This is a genomic window from Bradyrhizobium genosp. A, from assembly GCF_049949275.1.
Classification (GTDB): domain Bacteria; phylum Pseudomonadota; class Alphaproteobacteria; order Rhizobiales; family Xanthobacteraceae; genus Bradyrhizobium.
The window spans coordinates 2,148,260-2,169,598 of sequence record NZ_CP188196.1 but is presented as its reverse complement, the minus strand read 5'-3'; the positions used below and the strand labels follow the sequence as shown (position 1 = coordinate 2,169,598).

Annotated in this window: 18 protein-coding genes; 11 read left to right on the top strand and 7 right to left on the bottom strand. The window is 64.7% G+C overall.

Annotation, left to right across the window (positions count from 1 at the left end):
• Positions 1–33: 33 nt before the first annotated feature.
• Complete coding sequence (locus ACP2YP_RS10125) at positions 34–456, bottom strand: PaaI family thioesterase (RefSeq protein WP_426423983.1); 423 nt, start codon at positions 454–456, stop codon at positions 34–36.
• 52 nt (positions 457–508) lie between these two features.
• Complete coding sequence (gene mutY, locus ACP2YP_RS10120; RefSeq protein WP_426426102.1) at positions 509–1,627, bottom strand: A/G-specific adenine glycosylase; 1,119 nt, start codon at positions 1,625–1,627, stop codon at positions 509–511.
• 122 nt (positions 1,628–1,749) lie between these two features.
• Between mutY and ACP2YP_RS10115 the strand changes: the two genes are divergently transcribed.
• The 10 genes from ACP2YP_RS10115 (at position 1,750) to ACP2YP_RS10070 (ending at position 13,979) form a co-directional block, all read left to right on the top strand.
• Complete coding sequence (locus ACP2YP_RS10115; RefSeq protein WP_426423982.1) at positions 1,750–2,241, top strand: DUF721 domain-containing protein; 492 nt, start codon at positions 1,750–1,752, stop codon at positions 2,239–2,241.
• Positions 2,242–2,377: 136 nt separating this feature from the next.
• A complete protein-coding gene (locus tag ACP2YP_RS10110; protein ID WP_426423981.1) occupies positions 2,378–3,049 on the top strand; it encodes a DsbA family protein in 672 nt (223 codons plus the stop codon).
• A 216-nt stretch (positions 3,050–3,265) separates the two neighbouring features.
• Complete coding sequence (gene smc, locus ACP2YP_RS10105; protein WP_426423980.1) at positions 3,266–6,730, top strand: chromosome segregation protein SMC; 3,465 nt, start codon at positions 3,266–3,268, stop codon at positions 6,728–6,730.
• 58 nt (positions 6,731–6,788) lie between these two features.
• A complete protein-coding gene (locus tag ACP2YP_RS10100; RefSeq protein WP_426423979.1) occupies positions 6,789–7,766 on the top strand; it encodes a small ribosomal subunit Rsm22 family protein in 978 nt (325 codons plus the stop codon).
• Positions 7,767–7,900: 134 nt separating this feature from the next.
• Positions 7,901–8,461, top strand: a complete 561-nt coding sequence (locus ACP2YP_RS10095) for a LemA family protein (protein ID WP_426412300.1) — start codon at positions 7,901–7,903, stop codon at positions 8,459–8,461.
• A gap of 32 nt (positions 8,462–8,493) precedes the next feature.
• Positions 8,494–9,732 (top strand): M48 family metallopeptidase, encoded by a 1,239-nt coding sequence (locus ACP2YP_RS10090; RefSeq protein ID WP_426423978.1) that lies wholly within the window; start codon positions 8,494–8,496, stop codon positions 9,730–9,732.
• 208 nt (positions 9,733–9,940) lie between these two features.
• The gene (locus ACP2YP_RS10085; protein ID WP_426423977.1) at positions 9,941–10,693 is read left to right on the top strand and encodes a hypothetical protein; all 753 of its coding nucleotides are present in this window, start codon (positions 9,941–9,943) and stop codon (positions 10,691–10,693) included.
• 62 nt (positions 10,694–10,755) lie between these two features.
• The gene (locus ACP2YP_RS10080) at positions 10,756–11,424 is read left to right on the top strand and encodes a hypothetical protein (protein ID WP_426423976.1); all 669 of its coding nucleotides are present in this window, start codon (positions 10,756–10,758) and stop codon (positions 11,422–11,424) included.
• An 85-nt stretch (positions 11,425–11,509) separates the two neighbouring features.
• On the top strand, positions 11,510–11,842 hold the full coding sequence (locus tag ACP2YP_RS10075) for a GIY-YIG nuclease family protein (RefSeq protein ID WP_426423975.1): 333 nt from the start codon (positions 11,510–11,512) through the stop codon (positions 11,840–11,842).
• Between the two features lie 151 nt (positions 11,843–11,993).
• The gene (locus ACP2YP_RS10070) at positions 11,994–13,979 is read left to right on the top strand and encodes a methyl-accepting chemotaxis protein (RefSeq protein ID WP_426423974.1); all 1,986 of its coding nucleotides are present in this window, start codon (positions 11,994–11,996) and stop codon (positions 13,977–13,979) included.
• A 67-nt stretch (positions 13,980–14,046) separates the two neighbouring features.
• Here the strand turns inward: ACP2YP_RS10070 and ACP2YP_RS10065 are convergent, their stop codons facing one another.
• The 5 genes from ACP2YP_RS10065 to petA all read right to left on the bottom strand — a co-directional run bounded on the left by ACP2YP_RS10065 (position 14,047) and on the right by petA (position 20,575).
• Positions 14,047–14,586 (bottom strand): adenine phosphoribosyltransferase, encoded by a 540-nt coding sequence (locus tag ACP2YP_RS10065; protein ID WP_426423973.1) that lies wholly within the window; start codon positions 14,584–14,586, stop codon positions 14,047–14,049.
• Between the two features lie 112 nt (positions 14,587–14,698).
• A complete protein-coding gene (locus tag ACP2YP_RS10060; protein WP_426423972.1) occupies positions 14,699–16,864 on the bottom strand; it encodes an anthranilate synthase component I in 2,166 nt (721 codons plus the stop codon).
• Positions 16,865–17,095: 231 nt separating this feature from the next.
• The gene (locus tag ACP2YP_RS10055; protein ID WP_426423971.1) at positions 17,096–17,770 is read right to left on the bottom strand and encodes a dienelactone hydrolase family protein; all 675 of its coding nucleotides are present in this window, start codon (positions 17,768–17,770) and stop codon (positions 17,096–17,098) included.
• Between the two features lie 148 nt (positions 17,771–17,918).
• Positions 17,919–19,982 carry a cytochrome b/c1 gene (gene fbcH, locus ACP2YP_RS10050; RefSeq protein ID WP_426423970.1) on the bottom strand — a complete coding sequence of 688 codons (2,064 nt, stop codon included), beginning with the start codon at positions 19,980–19,982 and terminating at the stop codon, positions 17,919–17,921.
• Positions 19,983–20,044: 62 nt separating this feature from the next.
• Positions 20,045–20,575 (bottom strand): ubiquinol-cytochrome c reductase iron-sulfur subunit, encoded by a 531-nt coding sequence (gene petA, locus ACP2YP_RS10045; RefSeq protein ID WP_426423969.1) that lies wholly within the window; start codon positions 20,573–20,575, stop codon positions 20,045–20,047.
• Between the two features lie 277 nt (positions 20,576–20,852).
• Between petA and ACP2YP_RS10040 the strand changes: the two genes are divergently transcribed.
• The gene (locus ACP2YP_RS10040; RefSeq protein ID WP_426423968.1) at positions 20,853–21,311 is read left to right on the top strand and encodes a tRNA (cytidine(34)-2'-O)-methyltransferase; all 459 of its coding nucleotides are present in this window, start codon (positions 20,853–20,855) and stop codon (positions 21,309–21,311) included.
• The last annotated feature ends 28 nt before the right edge of the window (positions 21,312–21,339 follow it).

Here is a 21,339-nt window from a genome sequence, read left to right as displayed (position 1 = left end):
CAAGGGGAGAAGGACAAAAGCGGCGCGGCTGGATTATTTTCCCACCACCCTCGCCGCCTCCAGCAGCCGCTCGCTGGCGCTTGCCGTCGCCAGCACCGTGCCATCCTCCGCCATCAGCCTGGCCTCGACGAACGCAATGGTCTTGCCGAGCTGTCTCACCGTCGCCTCACCAATGATCGGGCCGGGCTTTGCGGACGCCAAAAAGTTCACGGTCATGCTGATCGTCGCGGTGTGGAGCCGGCCTTCGCTCATCACAAGGACGGCCGGGCCCATGGTATCGTCGAGCATGGCCGAGAGCATGCCGCCCTGGATGAATCCCGCGGGGTTGCAGAACTCAGGTCTGCCTTCGAAGCCGAGCTTGATCCAGCCTTCCTCGGGGCGGGCATCGAGCAGGCGCCATCCCAACAGCTCGGCGCAGGGCGGCCTCTTGAAGGTGTCGAGCGCGGTCTTGACCATTGGCAGCCTCCATATCGCACGCTGATAGCGTAGCGCTGCTGCCAGTGTATTGTCAGGAGGATCGGCCCAATGAAAGGTCCAGCGCGTGCGCAATCACCTTGCGCATGACGTTGGGCAGCGCCTCGTCGGCCAAGGTCGCGATCGGCACCCAGCGCATGCCTTCCGGCGCGCGCGTGCGGGCTTGGGCCTTCGCGATGTAGACCACGAGCTCCAGCGGGAAATGCGTGAAAACGTGGGTGACCACACCGACCTTGCGCTGCCAGCGCGACAGCCCTTCTAGTTCCGGCGCCTGCTGTTTTGCCGCCGAGTCTTCCTGTCCGGCGAGCCAGTCGGAACCCGGCACCTCGGTCATGCCGCCGAGTAATCCCTTCTCGGGTCGGCTGCGGACCAGCAGCTCATCGCCGCGCGTGACGACGAAGGCGGCACCACGCCGCAGCGTTCCGCTCTTCTTCGGCGCCTTGCGCGGAAACGTCTCCTGCGTGCCCTGCGCACGCGCCGTGCAATCCTCGTTCAACGGGCATAGCGAGCAGGCCGGCTTCTTCGGCGTGCAGATCGAGGCGCCGATATCCATCAGAGCTTGCGCACTGTCGCCAGCGCGGGAGTTGGCCAGCAGCGTCGCTGCCAGTTGCTGAATCAGCGGCTTGGCCTGCGGCAACTCCTCCTCGACCGCGAACAGGCGCGACACCACGCGCTCGATATTGCCGTCGACGGGCATGGTGTGACGATCGAAGGCGATCGCCGCAATCGCAGCCGCAGTGTAGGGCCCGATCCCCGGCAGAGTTCGGAGCCCCTCCTCGGTGTCTGGAAAGGCGCCGCCATGCTCGCGTGTCACCGCCACCGCACAGGCATAAAGATTGCGCGCTCGCGAGTAGTAGCCAAGCCCGGCCCACATCCGCAGCACATCATCCCGCGAGGCGTTCCCCAACGCTGTGACATCCGGCCAGCGCGCGACGAACTTTTCAAAATAGGGACCGACCGCCTTCACCGTGGTCTGCTGGAGCATGATCTCCGACAGCCAGACGCGGTAGGGATCCGATGTCTCGCCGGGCGCGGCGCGCCAGGGCAGCCTGCGGCGGTAGCGGTCGTACCAGGCGAGCAGCAATGTCGGACGCGATGACGCTACCGGCTGCGCTGGTTCCGACTTGGCCTTGAGGGCAGATTTCGGGCTCATGCGGCTACTGTAGCGGCGCCGAGCCGATCTCTCCACGTCGTGCCCGCGCTCGTCGCGGGCATCCACGTCTTTCTTCACGACGAGGAGCCTGTGGCTCGAGCCACGGAGTGCTATAAGGGTCCATGTCCAAATTCCCTCCCAAACCCGGCCCCATCAGCGCCAAGCCGCTCGGGATCCTGCTCAACGACGTCTTTGCCGAGGCCTATGCCAAGCAGGGATTTGCCGCGCGTGAGCTGGTGACGCGGTGGGCGCAGATTGCGGGGGCTGAGATCGCGGCCCATGCCGAGCCTTTGAAGATGCAGTGGCCGCGGCCGGTCGAGGGCCAGCCGCAGGAGCCGGCGACACTGGTGCTGCGGGTCGAGGGCCCGATGGCGCTGGAGATCCAGCACTCGGCCGACGTGATCCTGGAACGAGTCAACCGCTTCTTCGGCTGGAGCGCGGTCGGCAAGCTCGCTTTCCGCCAGGCGCCCCTGTCGCGGCCCCGGCGGCCTGTGCGGCCCGGCCCGCCGGACCCCAAGGTCGTCGCCAAGGTGGCGGAGAGCCTGGGGGATATCGAAGATGAAGAATTGAAGACGGCGCTGGCGCGGCTCGGGGCCGCCATCAAGCGAAATTGAGCCTCATTCCAGCGCTAATCTGGACCCGTCCCCGCCGCTCGCCATTGCGCTAAACCACGTTTCAAGCTAGCGACAGGCCGCCCGGGAACCTTGATATGAGCCTCGGGGCGAGACCAAGCCAATTCGGGAGCCGACCTTGATCATCACCCGCCGCGCCTTCACCACGATGCTGTCGCTGACCGGTCTTGCCGCGCTCGCCGGGCTCTCGCCGCTGCGGTTTATTTCCGAAGCCATGATTCCTGAAGCCATGGCTCAGGCCGCCGGCGATGTCGCCAAGCCGGTGTCGCTGCCCGACATGGCGCTGGGCTCCAAGGACGCCGCCGTCACCATCACCGAATTCGCCTCGATGACCTGCCCGCACTGCGCGGCCTTCAACGAGCAGGTATTCCCGAAGATCAAGTCGGAATACATCGACACCGGCAAGGTGCGTTACATCTTCCGCGAGTTCCCGCTCGACATCAAAGCCGCGGCCGGCTCGATGCTGTCGCGCTGCATCGCCAATGACGACGCGCCGAAATACTTTGCAGTCACCGACATGCTGTTCCGCCAGCAGAACGACTGGGTGGTGAAGAACACCACCGAGACGCTGACGCGGATCGGCAAGCAGGCCGGCCTCACCCAGCAGCAGGTGGAAGCCTGCCTGAAGGATCAGGCGCTGCTCGACAAGATCGCCGCCGACCAGAAATATGCCAGCGACGTTCTGAAGGTGGATTCGACGCCGACGTTCTTCATCAACGGCGAGAAGATCAAGGGCGAGACCTCGTTCGAGGAGTTCGCGAAGAAGATCAATCCGCTGCTGAAGAGCTGATTCGCTCGTCAAGATCCTGATTCGCATCTCGAAAGCCGTATCTTTCCCGGCATAAATCCCTTGGGAAAAGCGGCTTACGCAGGTTGCCCTCGCGGCGCACCGCGGCCATTGTCCGCCGCATGAGGCGCCTCGGGCGACTCACCCAGAGAGTGACATTGCCTTCCATGGTATTGTCCCGGCAGGGGGATTCGCGCCTGCCAACAGAGATGCGTGCTTATGAAAATCACCCGCCTGCGCCTTCACGGCTTCAAGTCTTTCGTTGAGCCCACGGACTTCGTCATCGAGCCCGGCTTGACCGGCGTGGTCGGACCGAATGGCTGCGGCAAGTCGAATCTCGTCGAGGCGCTGCGTTGGGCCATGGGTGAGACCTCGTACAAGTCGCTGCGCGCCGCCGACATGGATGCGGTGATCTTCGCCGGCTCCGGCAACCGTCCCGCGCGCAACCACGCCGAAGTGACGATGACGATCGACAATGCCGATCGCACTGCGCCCGCGGCGATGAACGACAGCCAGCTGCTCGAAATCTCACGCCGCATCGAGCGCGAAGCCGGCTCGGTCTATCGCATCAACGGCCGCGACGTCCGCGCCCGTGACGTGCAGATCCTGTTTGCGGACGCCGCCACCGGTGCGCGTTCGCCCGCCCTCGTCCACCAGGGCAAGATCGGTGAGATCATTCAGGCCAAGCCCGAGCAGCGCCGCCGCGTGCTGGAAGACGCCGCCGGCGTCGCCGGTTTGCACGCCCGCCGCCATGAAGCCGAGCTGCGGCTGAAGGCCGCCGAAACCAACCTCACCCGCGTCGAGGACGTGATCGGCCAGCTCGCAGGGCAAATGGAAGGCCTGAAGAAGCAGGCCCGCCAGGCCGTGCGTTATCGCGAAGTCGCGGCCAAGGTGCGCAAGGCCGAAGCCACGCTATTCCATCTGCGCTGGATCGGCGCCCACGCCGACGTCAATGAATCCGGCCAGACCCATGATCTCGCCGTGCGCGAGATGGCCGAGCGTACCCAGCACCAGGCCGAAGCCGCCCGCATCCAGGCGATCCGTGCCGCCGAAATGCCGGCGCTGCGCGATGCCGAAGCCCGCGCTGCCGCCGGCCTTCAGCGCCTGACCAATGCCCGCGAGTTGCTCGACCGCGAGGAAGCGCGCGCCAAGGAGCGCGTCGCCGAGCTCGAGCGCCGTCTCGCCCAGTTCGAGGGCGACATCGCGCGCGCCCAGCAGCAGACCATGGACGCCGACGTCGCGCTGCAGCGGCTCGACAGCGAAGACGCCGAGCTGAAGGAAGAGATCAAGTCGCGCGTCGAGAAGCGCTCCGGCGTCGACGAGCGCGTCGGCGAAGCCGAGGCGGTGCTGACCGAAACCGAGCAGCAATTCGCCGAGCTCACCACGGCGCTCGCCGACCTCACCGCGAAGCGGAACCAGCTCGAGGCCAACGTCCGCACCCACCGCGACAAGCTCGCCCGGCTCGACCAGGAAATCACGAATGTCGCCGCCGAAGAGCAGAAGCTTGCCGACGAGACCGGCGGCTTCGGCGATCTCGACGAGCTGACCGCAACGGTCGAAACCGCCGAGCAGACGCTCGCAGCGTCGGAAGCGGCCGCGCAGGCGAGCGAAGCCGCGCATGTCGCCGCGCGCCAGACGCTGGAATCTTCGCGCTCGCCGCTGGTCGAAGCCGACAAGCGCGTGCAGCGGCTCGACACCGAGGCGCGCACGATCTCCAAGATCGTCAACGGCGAGACCAAGAACCTGTGGCCGCCGATCATCGACGGCATCACCGTCGACAAGGGCTTTGAAAAAGCGATCGGCGCAGCCCTCGGCGACGATCTCGATGCGCCCGTCGATCCGTCGGCGCCGATGCGCTGGACCAATGCCGGCGTCACCGACGGCGATCCGGAATTGCCCGAAGGCGTCACCCCGCTCGCCAATCACGTTCAGGCCCCGGCCGAACTGACGCGCCGCCTGGCGCAGATCGGCGTGGTGCCGCGTGAGCGCGGCGCCGAGCTGGTCTCGCAGCTCAAGACCGGTCAGCGGCTGGTTTCGCCCGAAGGCGACGTCTGGCGCTGGGACGGCTTCGTCGCCGCCGCTCATGCCCCGACCGGCGCCGCACGGCGCCTCGCCGAGCGCGCCCGCCTCGTCGACATCGAGAACGAGCTGGAGCAGGCCCGCATCGACGCGCAGATCAAGCGTCAGGCGCTGGAGAACGCCGAGTCCGAGCTGCACATGGCGGCCAGCACCGAAGGTGCCAACCGCGAAGCCTGGCGTGCCGCACAGCGCGAGCTGAACGTCGCGCGCGAGCGCCACGCCGCCGCCGAGCGCGAGATCAGCCGTCATGCCGCGCGCAAGGCGACGCTCTCGGAAGCGCACAGCCGTCTCGCCGCCGACCGCGCCGAGGCTGAGGCTGCCTACGAATATGCCGAGGCCGGCATCAGCGAGTTGCCGTCGAGCGAGGACACCGAGACCCGTCTCGCCGCCGTCCGCAGCGACATCGAAGGCCAGCGCCGCATCGCCGCGCAGGTCCGCGCCGAGGCGCAGGCACTGGCGCGCGAGGCCGAGCTCGCCGATCGCCGCGTGCAGGCGATCCTCGCCGAGCGCGCCGAATGGCAGAACCGCAAGGAGAGCGCGGCCTCCCATATCGACACAATCCAGACCCGCATCACCGAAGTCTCGATCGAGCGCGGCGATCTCGAAAACGCGCCGACCGTGTTCGCCGAGAAGCGCAGCGCGCTGATCACCGAGATCGGGTATGCGGAGAACGACCGCCGCATGGCCGCCGACGCGCTCGCCTCCGCGGAGACGGCGATGGCCGAGACCGATCGCGTCGCGAAGTTGACGCTCGAGGCGCTGTCGAGCTCGCGCGAGGCCACCGCCCGCGCCGAGGAGCGCATGGAAGGTTCGCGGCGCCGGCTCGAAGACATCGAGCGCGAGATCCGCGACATGCTCGAAGTCGAGCCGCAGGCCGTCGCCGGCCTCGCCGAGCTCGAGCCTGGCGCCGAGATGCCGCCGCTGCACGACATCGAGGAAGACCTCGAAAAGATGCGCCGCGACCGCGAGCGCCTGGGCGCGGTGAACCTGCGCGCCGAGGAAGAGCTGCGCGAGGTCGAGACCCAGCACAACGGCCTCGTCACCGAGCGCGACGACCTCGTCGAAGCCATCAAGCGGCTGCGCCAGGGCATCCAGAGCCTCAACAAGGAAGCGCGCGAGCGCCTCCTGACCTCGTTCGAGGTCGTCAACAACCACTTCAAGCGCCTGTTCGTCGAGCTGTTCGGCGGCGGCGAAGCCGCGCTGCACCTGATCGAGAGCGACGATCCGCTGGAAGCCGGCCTCGAAATCATCGCAAAACCGCCGGGCAAGAAGCCGCAGACGCTGTCGCTGCTCTCGGGCGGCGAGCAGGCGCTGACCGCGATGGCGCTGATCTTCGCGGTATTCCTCACCAACCCCTCGCCGATCTGCGTGCTGGACGAAGTCGACGCGCCGCTCGACGACCACAACGTCGAACGATACTGCAACCTCTTGCACGAGATGACCGGCTCGACCGACACGCGCTTCGTCATCATCACGCACAACCCGATCACGATGGCGCGGATGAACCGCCTGTTCGGCGTCACCATGGCCGAGCGCGGCGTCTCGCAACTCGTGTCGGTGAGCCTGTCAGAGGCGGTGGACATTCTCGACCAGAACGTGGCGTGATATCTCTGCCGTCATTCCGGGCTCTAGGAGCGAGAACCCGGAATGACGGTAGGCAACCATGATCTCACCCACCCTCCCCGCCGAACTCAAAGCTGCGCTCGACGCCAGGCTGCAGGGCTTTTCCCGCACCGACGCTGCACAGCGGTCGCAGAAGATCTCGACCACCTATCGCGCGGGCGGCGGCTCCGGCACGATCAGATCTGAAGCAGATGCGCTCGCGTATGCGCTGGCGCGCATGCCGGCGACTTACGCTGCCGTCGCCGCAAGCCTGAGCGCGCTCACCGGGATCGCGCCGGACCTCGCTCCTGAAACATTGCTCGACGTGGGCGCAGGCCCGGGTACGGCGAGCTGGGCCGCAGCGGAGGCGTTCTCCTCGCTGCAAGATTTTATGCTGCTCGACGCCAACGCCACGCTGAGCCGGCTGGCGCTCGAACTTGCACGCGACAGCTCGCGCCTTTCTGGTTGCCGCTATCTGCCGGGCGACGCCGCCACCAACCTCGCCGAGGTCTCGCAAGCCGATCTCGTCGTCGCGAGCTATGTCATCGGCGAGATCGGCGAGAGTGACCAGCGCAAGCTCGCCGAGGCGATGTGGGCCAAAGCACGCCACGCGCTGGTCGTGATCGAGCCCGGCACGCCCGCCGGCTACGCCCGCATCCTCGCGCTGCGCCAGCAACTGACCGCGGCTGGCGCCTTGGTCGCCGCGCCCTGCCCGCACGAAAAGCCCTGCCCGCTCATCGCGCCCGACTGGTGCCATTTCAACCAGCGCCTGCCGCGCTCCCAGGCGCACCGCCAGATCAAGGGCGCCGAGGTACCGTTCGAGGACGAACGCTTCATCTACGTCGCCCTGACCCGCGCGCCGCCAATAGCCCGCGCTGCGCGCGTGCTGGCGCCGCCCGATGTCGGCAAGGCCGAGATCACGGCAAAGCTCTGCACGGAGGACGGCGTCGGACTCGCCAAGGTCGCGCGGCGCGACAAGGCCGCCTATGCGGACGCAAGGCGTTGGCGCTGGGGCGATGCCGTTCTGTCCGAAAGTTAACCCCGTTCGACACTTTTGCCTTGAACTCGGGTGGTTCCTGATCCGACCAAGTCTTACCTTCCCTCCGCGCGGGGCTCTCCCCCGGCCCCATTTTGGTTTACGCTGTCCGCCCCAATTCCCTTCAGGAGTTCTCCATGTCGACCGGCTGGATCGTTCTCGGCGTCATCGTCGTTCTCGTGTTCCTGGCTTTCAGCGCCTACAACCGGCTGGTGGCGCTGGGCCAGCGCGTCGGCCAGGCCTTTGCCGATGTCGACGTGCAGCTCAAGCAGCGTCATGACCTGATCCCGAACCTGGTCGAGACGGTGAAGGGTTATGCCTCGCACGAGCGCGGCACGCTCGACGACGTCATCAAGGCGCGCAATTCGGCGATGTCGGCGCAGGGGCCGGCGCAGGTGTCCGCCGCCGAGAACCAGCTCTCCGGCGCGCTCGGCCGGCTGATCGCCCTGTCGGAGGCCTATCCCGACCTCAAAGCCAACGCCAATTTCCAGCAGCTTGCCAGCGAGCTCTCCGATCTCGAGAACAAGATCGCGGCGAGCCGCCGCTTCTTCAACAACGCGGTCCAGGAATACAACACCGGCATCCAGCAGATGCCCGCCGCTCTGTTCGCCGGCATGTTCGGCTTCACCAAGAAGGACTTCTTCGATCTTGGCGCGAGCCGCGCCGAGGTCGAAGCTACGCCCCAGGTGAAATTCTGATCTGAGCCGACAGGCCGGCAGGGCAACGCGTCATGGCCGCGTATGGTCTCTACACGCACATCGCCTCGAACAAGTTTCGTTCGATGCTGCTGCTCGCCGGCCTGTTCGCGCTGGTCTATGTTCTGGTCTTTGCCGGCGCGCTGGTCGCCGAGGTCGTCACCAACGGCGACGGGACCGTCGCCTATTACCTGAGCCGTGCCTTCACCGACCTGCTCAAAGCCGCCCCCTTCGCGACCGTTGCCGCGATCGCCTGGATCGTCATCGCCTATTTCTTCCACCAGTCGATGATCGACGCGGTGACCGGCGGCCACGACGTCACCCGGCAGGAGGAGCCGCGGCTCTACAATCTGCTGGAAAATCTCTGCATCTCGCGCGGCATCACCATGCCGAAGCTGAAGATCGTGGAGAGCCCGGCGCTGAACGCGTTCGCGACCGGCCTCAATCCGCGGCAATATGCTCTTACCGTCACCACAGGCCTCCTGAAGGCGCTGAACGACCAGGAGATGGAGGCGGTGCTCGGCCACGAGCTCACCCACATCAAGAACGGCGACGTGCAGCTGATGGTGGTCGCCGTGATCATCGCCGGCGTTGTGGGCTTCTTCGGCGAATTATTCTTTCGCCTGTTCACCAATTTGAGCTGGAGCTCCGGCGGCTCGTGGTCGTCGGGCTCCTCCTCGTCGTCGCGGTCGTCCTCGTCGTCGAGCGACAGCAAGAGCTCCGGCGGCGGCGCCATCGTGGTCATCATCATCGCAGTCGTGCTGATCGTGGTGGCCTGGCTGGTGTCGCAAGTGGTCAAGCTCGCACTGTCGCGCTCGCGCGAATATCTGGCCGACGCCGGCTCGGTCGAGCTGACGAAAAATCCTGATGCCATGATCTCGGCGCTGCGCAAGATCGAGGGCCGCGGCGAATTGCCGGGCGCGACCTCCGCGGTGATGGAGCTTTGCCTCGACAATCCGCGCGAAGGCTTTTCAGATCTGTTCGCGACCCACCCCTCGGTGCAGTCCCGCGTCGATGCGCTGGTCAAGTTCGCCGGCGGCCATGATCCCGGTCCGCTGCCGCCACCTGCCGACGAGACGGAACAGCCGGAAGAGCCCGAAGCCCAGGCCGATCAGCAGGACGCCCCGCCGCCACTGCCACAGGGTCCGTGGAACGATGCAGGCGGCCGGGCCACGCCACCGCCCGTCCCTGCGCCACGCCCCTCCGGAGCCGCGGCCGGCAATCCGTTGGGCAGTTCGATAGGCGATCCCATGGGTCCGTGGGGCCGCCACTGAGCGCGTGATTGGCCGCGCTCAGCAGCCGGTTTCAGAGCGATCTGGAAAAACTTCGGGAATTGCCGCCACGGCATGCCGAGGATTTGAATTCTCCCTTGTTTCTGCCATGTTCGCGCCCAACAGCAGACTCGGGACCATCCTTGGGACATCGATTTGGGGCCCGGCCGATTGCGACCTCGCGATCGGGGGCGCGCGTTAGGGGACAGCAATGGCAAAGCCGGCAGTGGTTGTGGTGGGCGCGGACAAGGGCGGGGTCGGCAAGACCACGGTATCGCGCACCCTGCTCGATTATTTTTCCGCCAACAACGTGCCGACGCGCGCGTTCGACACGGAGTCCCCGCGCGGAACGCTGAAGCGCTTCCACCCTGACATCACCGAGATCGTCGACATGACGACGACGGCCGATCAGATGAAGATCTTCGATACGCTCAACGCGACGAGCCCGTCGGTGACCGTGATCGACGTTCGCGCCGGCCTGCTCTCGCCGGCTCTGGCCTCGCTGCGCGACATCGGTTTCCTCGACGCCGCCAAGGCTGGTCAGATCACCTTCGCAGTGTTCCACATCCTCGGACCCTCGATCGCCTCGCTGGACGAGATCGCCGAGACGGCCGGCTTCATGACCGGCGCCAAATATTTCCTGGTGAAGAACTTCATCAACGACACCCAGTTCTTCCAGTGGGACCAGTCGACCTACAATTCCTACTTCCACCGCATCAAGGATGCGACCGAGCTGACCATCCCGAAGCTCAACGAAATGGCCTATGAGCAGGTCGAGGTTTCGTCAGTTCCGTTCCTGAAATTCGTCGCCAACAAGGGCATCAACGACGATGCCGCGAACTATTCGTTCGTGCTGCGCGGCTATGTCCGGCACTGGCTGGCGAACGTCTGGAGCGAGTTCGACCGGATCCGGCTGACCGACATCGTCGGCTCGAAGTCCGGTACCCGCAGCAGCGAAAAATAGTTGCGGAGCGTGGGCGGATACGGCTGGATTGGGCGGTGAGTTCGCTCAGATAATGGCCCGTGATGCCCGCGACGCCCCTCTACATCATCTGCTCGCCCCGCCCGCAGGTCGGCAAGACGCTGCTGGCGCGGCTGCTCGCCGAATTCCTGCTGCTCAAGAACGGCAACGTCACGGCCTTCGACGTCAATTTGAAGGAGCCGTCGCTGCTCGATTACCTGCCCAAGGTGACCGAGACTGCCGACGTGATCGACACCTACGGCAAGATGCAGCTGATGGACCGGGTCATCGTCGATGACGGGCTCGCCAAGGTCATCGACCTCGGCTTCCACGCCTTCGACGAGTTCTTCAAGATGACCGACGAGATCGGCCTGCTCAAGGAAGCGGCGCGTCGACACGTCGCACCACAGATACTGTTCGTCGCCGACACCGATCGCGTCTCCGCACGCGCCCACGAGATGCTGCGCCAGCAGATCCCGCGGATGAATCTGATCACCGTCGACAACGAGTTCATCATCCGCGGCGAGCTGCCGCCCGCGATGGCCGGCGGCCGGCTGTTCCGCCTGCCGGCGCTGCCCGGCTTCCTCAAGACCTATATCGACCGGCTGAACTTCTCCTTCACCGGCTACCTGCGCCAGGAAAAGGACTCCTCGACCGAGCTGCACCAGTGGACCCGGCGGAATTACCTCGCCTTCCGCGAGCTTGAGCTCAGCCTGATCCTGCAAAGATCCTGAATATTTAGCCCGGGTAATATTGACGCGCGGCGGAGCGGCCGTTACTTGAGGCTGTGGAAACAGCGCCCTCAGCAAGGCTCTCCTAATGACCGTCGACCGGAAAGCATCCATCGCCGCCTACAAGGAGCGGAAGACCATTGCGGGCATCTACGTCGTCCGCTGCACGGCGTCGGGCGAAGCCTGGGTTGGCCAGGCCCCGAACCTGGAGACCATCCAGAACCGCATCTGGTTCACCCTGCGCCAGGGCAGCCACCCCTGCCAGAGCCTCCAAGCGGCGTGGAACACACATGGCGAGGCGGGCCTGACCTTCGGTGAGTGCGAGAGACTGGAGGATGAGCAAACGGACTACGTCCGCAACTCGCTCTTGAAGGAGCGCTGGCTGCATTGGCGGACCGCGCTCAAGGCGGAGGCGATTTAGATCGGAGGTTCGCTGTAACGCTAGACATGATCGATTGCATCGAAGGGGATGAGTTCCATCATGTGGAACTCATCAATGTTTTGGGGATTTAGGCCTTCGTTAGCAGGAGATCCGTATTGCATGCTGCATCGCATTCACGCGGGCAAGTTCCATGTTCAAAACTGCAAGACGCCTGAAAAAGATTATTCCACGCTGGCGCACCGGTTTGCGGGTCCAGATCGCGCTGTTGGGCCTGATGGGCGTTGTCGTAACCGGACTGAGTTGCGTGGTGGGTCTTCATCTCGAAGCCCAAGCTCAGACTGAATCGGACCAAATGGTCAATCTGACCCAGCATGTCATGGGTCTCTCGGGGGCCTATCTTGAAGCCGGCCAGATCTCGGACGAATTTCTGCGCCAGCACGATGAAATGCTGATCGGCGCCCACGGTGACGTGCTGAAAACGGCGCTAGCGCATCTGTCGGCGATCGAAGCCTTCGCTGACCAGCTTCCGGAGGGCGATCCTCTGAGACAGGACAGCGTGCTGCGGTCCGGCCTGAATTTGTATCAAACCCGCTTCAACAACATTGCCTCGATCCAGCGCACGCTCGGGCTTAATGAAAATCAGGGCCTGCAGGGCAAACTCCGCACCGCCGTTCATCAGCTCGAGAGCAAGTTGGGAGAGCTCAACCAGGTCGGCCTGACCAACCTCATGCTGATGATGCGCCGTCATGAAAAGGATTTCATGCTGCGCGGCGAGGAAAAATACGGGGATGATTTCGACAAGCGGAAATCCGAGTTCGCCGATGCGCTGAAAACTTCGGGACTTCCAGACCAGGTGCGCACCGAACTGGGGACTCTGCTCAAATCCTATGGTGAAAGCTTCCTGGGTTACATGGTCACGCAAAGCTCGCTCAACGATGAGGTTGCCGACCTTGCCACCGTATTCGGACGCAATCGCCCTGCCCTGGACAAGCTGGTCAAGACGGCGGACGAGCGCTATCGCGCCGCGCAGGCGCGAGCAGCGCAACTGCGTGAGATCCTGCGGTGGACTATCACGATTGTATCTCTCTTCGCCGGTCTTATCGCGATCTTCTTCGGCCAGCGCATCGCCAGCACGATCGCGAGGATGACGCGAGCGATGCAGGACCTGGCGGCCGGCGACTTCACCGTGGTGCTTCCGGGTCTTGGCCGCGCCGACGAGGTCGGCGACATGGCGCAGGCCGTGGAAACATTCAAGGTTCGGGCACGAGAAAAGTCCGAGCAGGAGCTCCAAGCGAAAATGCAGCAGGAGCTGGTCGCGAGGGAGGCTCGCAAGGCCGACATGACGAGACTCGCCGATGAATTCGAAAACGCTGTCGGCCAGATGATCGAGACCGTCACCACCGCCTCAATGGAGCTTGAAACCGCGGCGACCTCGCTCACGACGACAGCCGAACGCTCACAGCAGCTGACGAAGACGGTTTCGCTCGCGTCCGAGAACGCGTCTACGAACGTCCAATCGGTGGCCTCGGCGACCGAGGAAATGTCGTCATCTGTGCAGGAAATCAGCCGCCAGGTGCAGGATTCCGCGCGGATCGCTGGTGAGGCTGTGCAGCAGGCAGAAAACACCAACCGTCAGGTCAACGAATTGCTGAGCGCCGCCAGCCGGATCGGTGAAGTCGTCCAGCTGATCAACTCCATCGCCAGGCAGACGAATCTCCTGGCGCTCAATGCGACGATCGAGGCCGCGCGCGCAGGCAGCGCCGGCCGGGGATTCGCAGTCGTGGCATCCGAGGTCAAGGCACTGGCCGAGCAAACCGCCCAAGCCACCGAGGAAATCAGTCAGCAGGTCGACGGCATCCAGGGTGCGACCAAGGAATCGGCGCTCGCCATCAAGGCGATCGGCGGCACGATCGGACGGATGTCCGAAATCGCATCGACAATCGCCGCCGCAGTCGAGCAGCAGGGCGCTGCGACCCAGGAAATTGCCCGCAATGTTCAGCACACAGCCCAGGGGACGCAAGAGGTCAGTTCGAGCATCATCGACGTGCAACGCGGGACGAGCGAGACCAGAACGGCCTCGGCAAAGGTTTTGTCGGCCGCACAGTCGCTTTCGAGCGGCTCCAATCAGCTCAAGCTCGACGTGGGTGCTTTCCTCGAAACAATTCGCGCAGCGTAGCATCCAAACCGGCAGCGGCATCAGGCCGGCTAGATAGATCAACCCGGACAAACCCGGGGCCGGTCGCTCAATGCCCCTCGAACGTCATCAGCGTGCGCACCGGAATATCCATGGCGCGCAGCTTGGCGGCGCCGCCGAGCTCGGGCAGGTCGATGATGAAACAGGCGGCAACGACATTGGCGCCGATCTGGCGCAGCAATTTTACCGCACCCTCGGCAGTGCCGCCGGTGGCGATGAGATCGTCGACCAGGATGACGCGCTCACCGGGCTGGATCGCATCGACATGCATCTCCATCTCGTCGATGCCGTACTCCAGCGAATAGGCGATGCGGACGGTGGTGTGCGGCAGCTTGCCTTTCTTGCGGATCGGCACGAAGCCGGCGGAGAGCTGATGCGCCACCGCGCCGCCGATGATGAAGCCGCGCGCCTCCATGCCGGCGACCTTGTCGATCTTGTTGCCGGCCCAGGGATTGACGAGCTCGTCGACCGCGCGGCGGAAGGCGCGTGCATCCGCAAGCAACGTCGTGATGTCGCGGAACATGATCCCCGGCTTGGGATAGTCGGGAATGGTGCGGACGCTCGCCTTCAGATCGTGGTCAAAGGTCATTGGTCTCTCGCTTTGGTTTTCTCGTCATTGCGAGCGAAGCGAAGCAATCCAGAGTCTCTCCGCGGCGGCAGTCTGGATTGCTTCGTCGCTTCGCTCCTCGCAATGACGGCACTCAATTTGCTTCAGTATCCAGCCGGAACGCATTCTCGACAATACGTAGTCCCACTTCGTTGCCGAGCGACATCAGCGATTCCGGGTGGAATTGCACGCCGCCGACCGGCAGGGTCTTGTGCTCCAGCGCCATGGCGACGCCGTCCTCGGTGCTGGCAGTGACATCAAGAACTTCCGGCATGCTGTCGCGCTCGACAAAAAGCGAGTGATAGCGGCCGATCACGATCTCGTTCGGCAGATTGCGCATCAAGCGCCCGCCGCGCACCTGCACACGCGAGGGCCGGCCGTGCGCGGGATGGGCGAGCTGGCCGAGCTCGCCGCCAAAATATTCGCCGATCGCCTGCACGCCAAGGCACACGCCGAACACCGGCAGCTTGTTCTCCAGTGCCGCGTCGATGGTTGTCTTGATCCCGAAATCCTCCGGGCGGCCAGGGCCGGGCGACAGCACCAGCAAATCCCACCTCTTCTGCTTGAGCATGTCGAGCGCATGCACATAGCGGACCACGGTAACGCTGGCGCCGACCTGACGGAAGTAATCGGCCAGCATGTGCACAAAACTGTCGTCGTGGTCGATCAGCAGCACGCGCTTGCCCGAACCGGTGGCATCGGGGGCGAACGCCGACAGCGGCTTCGGCGGATCGCCGCGCAGCGCCTGGAACAGGGCTGCAGCTTTCACCTGACATTCGCGATCTTCCGCGGCGGGATCGGAGTCGAACAGACACGTAGCGCCGACGCGGACCTCGGCGAGACCGTCCTTCATGCGGATGGTGCGAATGGTGAGACCGGTGTTGATGCTGCCATCGAAATTCACCGCGCCGATCGCGCCGGCATACCAGCGCCGCGGCGAGCGTTCGTGATCCTCGACGAACTGCATGGCCCAGAGTTTTGGCGCGCCAGTCACCGTCACCGCCCAGGCATGGGTGAGGAAGGCGTCGAGCGCATCGAAGCCGGGACGCAGCATGCCCTCGACGTGATCGACGGTGTGGAACAGTTTTGAGTAGGTTTCGATCTGCCGGCGCGCCAAGACCTTGATCGTGCCGGGGACGCAGACGCGCGCCTTGTCGTTGCGATCGACGTCGGTGCACATGTTGAGCTCGAACTCGTCCTTCTCCGAGTTCAGGAGCTGGCGGATCTGCTCGGCATCGCCGATCGCATCGGTGCCGCGTGCGATCGTGCCTGAAATCGGACAGGTCTCGACGCGGCGTCCATCGGAGCGTACGAACATTTCCGGCGAAGCGGAGACGAGGAATTCGCCATCGCCGAGATTCATCAGTGCGCCGTAGGGCGACGGGTTGATGACGCAGAGGCGCTGGAACACTTCGGCCGGAGAGCGATCGCAGGGCTCGGCGAAGAGCTGGCCCGGCACGGCTTCAAAGAGATCGCCGCGGACGAATGCTGCGCGCGCGGTCTCGACGGTGGCCTGATATTCGCCGGGCGCATGATCGGCAAAGCCTTGGCGCCCCGTCTTCACATACGGGCTCTCGGCCGTCTCGCGCGGCAGGCCTTTGGTCGACGTGCCCTTCCACGCGAAATCGTAGCTGAGCACGACGCCGCGCCCCGTGGCGCGGTCATAGGCGAGCAGGCGATCGGGGACGTAGAGCACGATGTCGCGCTGATCAGTCTCGCGCGGGCGCCTCTGCACGAGGTCCTCGATCTGGAACACGAGGTCGTAGGCGAAGGCGCCGAACAGGCCGAGCAGCCCGTCGTCATTGGCGGAGAAGGCAGCGACGAGATCGCGCACCAGCGACATCACGCTGGCGCGCCGCGTGCGCTGGTCTTCCTCGACCGGCGCATCGCCGCGGATGATGTGGCCGGCAAGGCCCGTGGCGGTCTTCTCGGAGACCACGACGCAGGGCTCGCGCAGGACGTCAGCGAGGAAGGCGATCAGCACCTCGCCACGCGCGTTGAGCGCTTCGAGCTTGAAATTGACGCCAGTGGTCTCGAGCTTGAGCGGCGGATCGGAGAAGCCGAGGTCAAAGCTCTCGTAGCGGCCCGGCACGGTCGTGCCCGAGGACAGCACCACGCCGCGGCGGCGGTCGAGCAGACTGACGAGATCGTCGAGCCGATTGGCGCCGCCGGTAAACTGTTCGGCCACGCGCGTGATCGCGAGACCGCCGCGGGTGACGTAATCGCTTCTGGCCGGGAGGGCAAAGACTGTCCTGTTCATGGGGTCCTCTTACGAAACTTGCCGAGGGAACGCCACACAGGACAAACGATCAGGCCGCCGCGCTGTGCTGGCGACCTTCGACGATTTGGGGAAAAAAATCGCACCGGCCACCTCTTAGGAGGTGCGCCACCAAAGACGGGCTGGGCGGGCTGCGGTGCTCATTGGGGGGATACTCACCATGGCGCGGGGACGGCGTCAAGGGTGCCGCCCCGCACGATGGGGCTACGGCGATTACCCCAAATGCTTCCGGAAAAACTCCGTCGCCCTGCCCCAGGCAAGCTCGGCGGCTTCGCGGTCGTGCACGGCCTGGCGCTGCTCGTTGACGAAGGCGTGTTCGGCGTCATAGCGGAACAGCTCGAGCGACTTGCCGGCGGCCTTCATGGCCTTTTCGAAGCCGTCGACCAGTTCTGGCGTGCACCAATCGTCCTTGTTGGCGAAATGGGCCTGCAGCGGGATCTTGACGTCGGCGGGCTTGGCCGCCTGCTCAGGCGGAATGCCGTAGAACACGACGCCGGCGGCGAGCTCCGGCACATGCACCGAGCCGATGATGGTGACGGCGCCGCCGAGGCAGAAGCCGGTCAGCCCGACCTTGGCGCCGTTGCGCGACAGATATTGCGTGGCGCCGCGCACGGTCTGCGTGGTGGCGTCCATGAAGTCGAGCGAGTTCATTTCTTTGCCGGCCGCGTCCGTGTCGTGATACGGCACCACCTTGCCCTTGTAGAGATCGGGCGCCAGCGCATCGAATCCGGCGAGCGCAAAGCGGTCGCACAGGCCCCTGATCTGGTCCGACAGGCCCCACCATTCCTGGATCACGACCACGCCCGGCGCGTTGCCGCGTGCGGCGTTCGCAAGGTAGCCCGAAGCGTCCTTGCCATCCGGACGCTTGAAGGTGATGGCGGTTCCCATGGTGTCCTCCGATGGGTTTCTGGGGGAGAGGTTGGTGGTATTTTGGCGCCTGCGCGCGCGATAGGCAACCGCGCCGAACAACACACGCGCGTGTGCAACAAAAAAGCCCCTTGCGGGGGCTTCTTCATTTTCGTCTCGCGTCGGCCGCTCAGTGCGAGTCGGCCCAGACCTTCTTCTTGGTGAAGTACATCAGGAACGCGAAGATGATCAGGAACACGAACACCTGGAGGCCGAGGCGCTTGCGCGCCTCCATGTGCGGCTCGGCGGTCCACATCAGGAACGTGGTGACGTCCTTGGCGTATTGCGCGACCGTCGCCGGTGAGCCGTCGTCATAGGTCACCTGGCCGTCGCTGAGCGGCTTCGGCATCTTGATGGCGTGGCCCGGGAAGTACTTGTTGTAGTAGGAGCCCTCCGGGATGGTCACGCCTTCCGGCACCTTCTCCTCAAAGCCTTGGAGCACCGCCGAAACATAGTCCGGGCCCTGCTCCTGGTACTGGCTGAAGAAGTCGATGATGAACATCGGGAAGCCGCGGCCATAGGAGCGCGCCTTGGTGATCAGCGACAGGTCCGGCGGCGCCGCGCCGCCGTTCGCCGCACGCGCCGCCTGCTCGTTCGGGAATGGCGAGGGGAAGTAGTCAGCCGGCCGGCCCGGGCGCTCGAACATGTCGCCCTGATCGTTCGGACCGTCCTTGATCTTGTAGTCGGAGGCAAACGCCGACGCCTGCGCCGGCGAATAGCCGGGACCACCGGCTTCCGCGAGGTTGCGGAAGGCGATGTAGGACAGGCCGTGACAGTTGGAGCAGACTTCCTTGTAGACTTTCAGGCCGCGCTGGAGCGCACCGCGGTCATACTTGCCGAAAGGGCCCGCAAACGACCAATTGTTGCCCGGCGGCTTGGTGCCGCCTTCCTCGGCGCGGGCATCCTGCAAGGTGCCGACCAACAGCGCGCCGGCTGCGACGAGCGCGACCGCGATCGAGGCCACGGCCTTGGCGCTCTTGGCGAGGATTGCCTCCGAGATCGAGTTCGGCACCGGCCGCGGCGTCTCGATGCGCGCGAGCAGCGGCAGCACGATCAGGAAGTAGGCAAAGTAGCAGGCCGTCAGGACCCGGCCGGCGATCACGTAGATGCCTTCCGGCGGCTGCGCGCCGAGATAGCCGAGCAGGATGCAGACGACGACGAAGATCCAGAAGAACTGCTTGGCCAGCGGACGGTACTTCGACGACCTGGTCTTGGCGGCATCGAGCCAGGGCAGGAAGCACAGGATGATGATCGCCGAGAACATCCCGATCACGCCCGCGAGCTTGTTCGGGATCGAGCGCAGGATCGCGTAGAACGGCAGGTAATACCATTCCGGCACGATGTGCGGCGGCGTCACGCCCGGGTTCGCCGGAATGTAGTTGTCGGCGTCGCCGAGATAGTTCGGCATGTAGAAGATGAACCAGGCGTACAGCAGCAGGAAGCAGGCGACGCCGAAGCCGTCCTTGATGGTCGCATGCGGCGTGAACGGCACCGTGTCCTTTTCCGTCTTCGGCTCGACGCCATCAGGATTGTTCTGACCGGCGACGTGCAGCGCCCAGACATGGAGCACGACGACGCCCGCGATCAGGAACGGCAGCAGATAGTGCAGCGAGAAGAAGCGGTTCAGCGTCGGGTTGCCGACCGAATACCCGCCCCATAGCAGCGTCACGATGCTCTCGCCGACATAGGGAATGGCCGAGAACAAATTGGTGATGACGGTGGCGCCCCAGAAGCTCATCTGGCCCCACGGCAGCACGTAGCCCATGAAGCCCGTCGCCATCATCAGAAGGTAGATGATCACGCCGAGGATCCAGAGCACCTCGCGCGGCTCCTTGTAGGAGCCGTAATAGAGGCCGCGCAGCATGTGGACGTAGACCGCGAAGAAGAACATCGACGCGCCGCAGGCGTGCATGTTGCGCAGCAGCCAGCCGTAGTTGACGTCACGGACCAGCAGCTCGACCGACTTGAAGGCGAGATCGGCGTGCGGCGTGTAGTGCATCGCCAGGATCACGCCGGTCAGGATCTGCATCCCCAGCATGAAGGAGAGGATGGCGCCGAAGGTCCACCAGTAGTTCAGGTTGCGCGGGGTGGGATAGACCACGAAGGAGGAATGGACGAGACCCAGGATCGGCAGACGCCGCTCGATCCATTGCAGGGCCGGATTGCTCGGCTGGTAGTCGGATGGTCCGCTCATGATGCGATCCTGAGGAAATAATACGACGAGACGGTTCGAGGTTTCGGACGCTGGTCCGACGCTCAGCCGATCTGGATTTTGGTGTCGGAAACGAACTGGTACGGCGGCACCGGCAGGTTGGCGGGCGCGGGCCCCTGGCGGATGCGGCCGGACGAATCGTACTGCGAACCATGGCAGGGGCAGAAGAACCCGTCGTAATTGCCTTCATGGGCGATCGGGATGCAGCCGAGATGGGTGCAGATGCCGATCACGACCAGCCACTGATCGTGGCCCGCCTTGACCCGGGCCTCGTCGGACTGCGGATCGGGCAGGCTCGCCACGTTGACGGCGCGCGCCTCGTCGATCTGCTTCTTGGTGCGGTGGCTGATGTAGATCGGCTTGCCGCGCCAGAACACCTTGATGTCCTGTCCTTCGGCGACCGGGCTCAGATCGACCTCGATCGGCGCACCGGCGGCGATGGTCGAGGCATCCGGATTCATTTGGGAGATAAAGGGCCAGAGCGCAGCTGCGCCCCCTACTGCTGCAGCTGCCCCCGTTGCAACGAATAAGAAATCACGGCGTGTCGGATGGTCCGCCGAAGACGCTGTCGTCACGATTCCAACCCTTTCTTCTTATGCTGCCGGTGGAACCGTCCCAGGAGCCCCCAAGGTCCCCGGAACAATCTGCCGGCGCCCGCGGCCCCCCGCGGCGGCAGAACGGCGTGTCCCCGCCAAAACAAGGCGAAAAACAGCAGTCCAGAATCGTTCTATTGGCACCCTTGCCGGGCGAGCGCAAGCCCGCTAACGGCGCGGGAGCGTGCAATGCACGAATTCCGCGGCTGGCGATGTTTTATTGAGACATTTCCAGCCTACAACCGGCCCGTTATCGCACATGCAGATCGCACTTTTCCAACCCGACATCCCCCAGAACACCGGCACGATTCTCAGGCTGTGCGCCTGTCTGGGCATCGCCGCCCACATCATCGAACCGGCCGGCTTCCCGGTCTCCGACCGGCATTTCCGCCGGGCGGGAATGGATTACCTCGACCAGGTCAATATCACCCGCCACGATTCCTGGTCGAAATTCGAGGAGTGGCGGGCGGCACAAGGCACCCGCCTGCTGCTGTTCACCACCAAAGGTGCCACCGACTACCGCGATTTCCGTTACCAGACGTCGGACATCCTGCTATTCGGGCGCGAGAGCGCCGGCGTCACCGACGCGGTGATCGAGGCCGCGGATGCGCGGCTGGTGATCCCGATCACGCCGGGGCTGCGGTCGCTCAATGTCGCCATGACCGTGGCGATGGCCGCTGGCGAGGCGCTGCGGCAGGTCCGGAACCCGCAAGTTTGATATCAAGTTTGATATGACGAGGAGAGAG

Excerpts from the sequence above, each read along its gene's own strand:
- ACP2YP_RS10125 (WP_426423983.1), bottom strand. The coding sequence starts at position 456 with ATGGTCAAGACCGCGCTCGACACCTTCAAGAGGCCGCCCTGCGCCGAG.
- mutY (WP_426426102.1), bottom strand. The coding sequence starts at position 1,627 with ATGAGCCCGAAATCTGCCCTCAAGGCCAAGTCGGAACCAGCGCAGCCG.
- ACP2YP_RS10115 (WP_426423982.1), top strand. The coding sequence starts at position 1,750 with ATGTCCAAATTCCCTCCCAAACCCGGCCCCATCAGCGCCAAGCCGCTC.
- smc (WP_426423980.1), top strand. The coding sequence starts at position 3,266 with ATGAAAATCACCCGCCTGCGCCTTCACGGCTTCAAGTCTTTCGTTGAG.
- ACP2YP_RS10100 (WP_426423979.1), top strand. The coding sequence starts at position 6,789 with ATGATCTCACCCACCCTCCCCGCCGAACTCAAAGCTGCGCTCGACGCC.
- ACP2YP_RS10095 (WP_426412300.1), top strand. The coding sequence starts at position 7,901 with ATGTCGACCGGCTGGATCGTTCTCGGCGTCATCGTCGTTCTCGTGTTC.
- ACP2YP_RS10090 (WP_426423978.1), top strand. The coding sequence starts at position 8,494 with ATGGCCGCGTATGGTCTCTACACGCACATCGCCTCGAACAAGTTTCGT.
- ACP2YP_RS10085 (WP_426423977.1), top strand. The coding sequence starts at position 9,941 with ATGGCAAAGCCGGCAGTGGTTGTGGTGGGCGCGGACAAGGGCGGGGTC.
- ACP2YP_RS10080 (WP_426423976.1), top strand. The coding sequence starts at position 10,756 with ATGCCCGCGACGCCCCTCTACATCATCTGCTCGCCCCGCCCGCAGGTC.
- ACP2YP_RS10075 (WP_426423975.1), top strand. The coding sequence starts at position 11,510 with ATGACCGTCGACCGGAAAGCATCCATCGCCGCCTACAAGGAGCGGAAG.
- ACP2YP_RS10070 (WP_426423974.1), top strand. The coding sequence starts at position 11,994 with ATGTTCAAAACTGCAAGACGCCTGAAAAAGATTATTCCACGCTGGCGC.
- ACP2YP_RS10065 (WP_426423973.1), bottom strand. The coding sequence starts at position 14,586 with ATGACCTTTGACCACGATCTGAAGGCGAGCGTCCGCACCATTCCCGAC.
- ACP2YP_RS10060 (WP_426423972.1), bottom strand. The coding sequence starts at position 16,864 with ATGAACAGGACAGTCTTTGCCCTCCCGGCCAGAAGCGATTACGTCACC.
- ACP2YP_RS10055 (WP_426423971.1), bottom strand. The coding sequence starts at position 17,770 with ATGGGAACCGCCATCACCTTCAAGCGTCCGGATGGCAAGGACGCTTCG.
- fbcH (WP_426423970.1), bottom strand. The coding sequence starts at position 19,982 with ATGAGCGGACCATCCGACTACCAGCCGAGCAATCCGGCCCTGCAATGG.
- ACP2YP_RS10040 (WP_426423968.1), top strand. The coding sequence starts at position 20,853 with ATGCAGATCGCACTTTTCCAACCCGACATCCCCCAGAACACCGGCACG.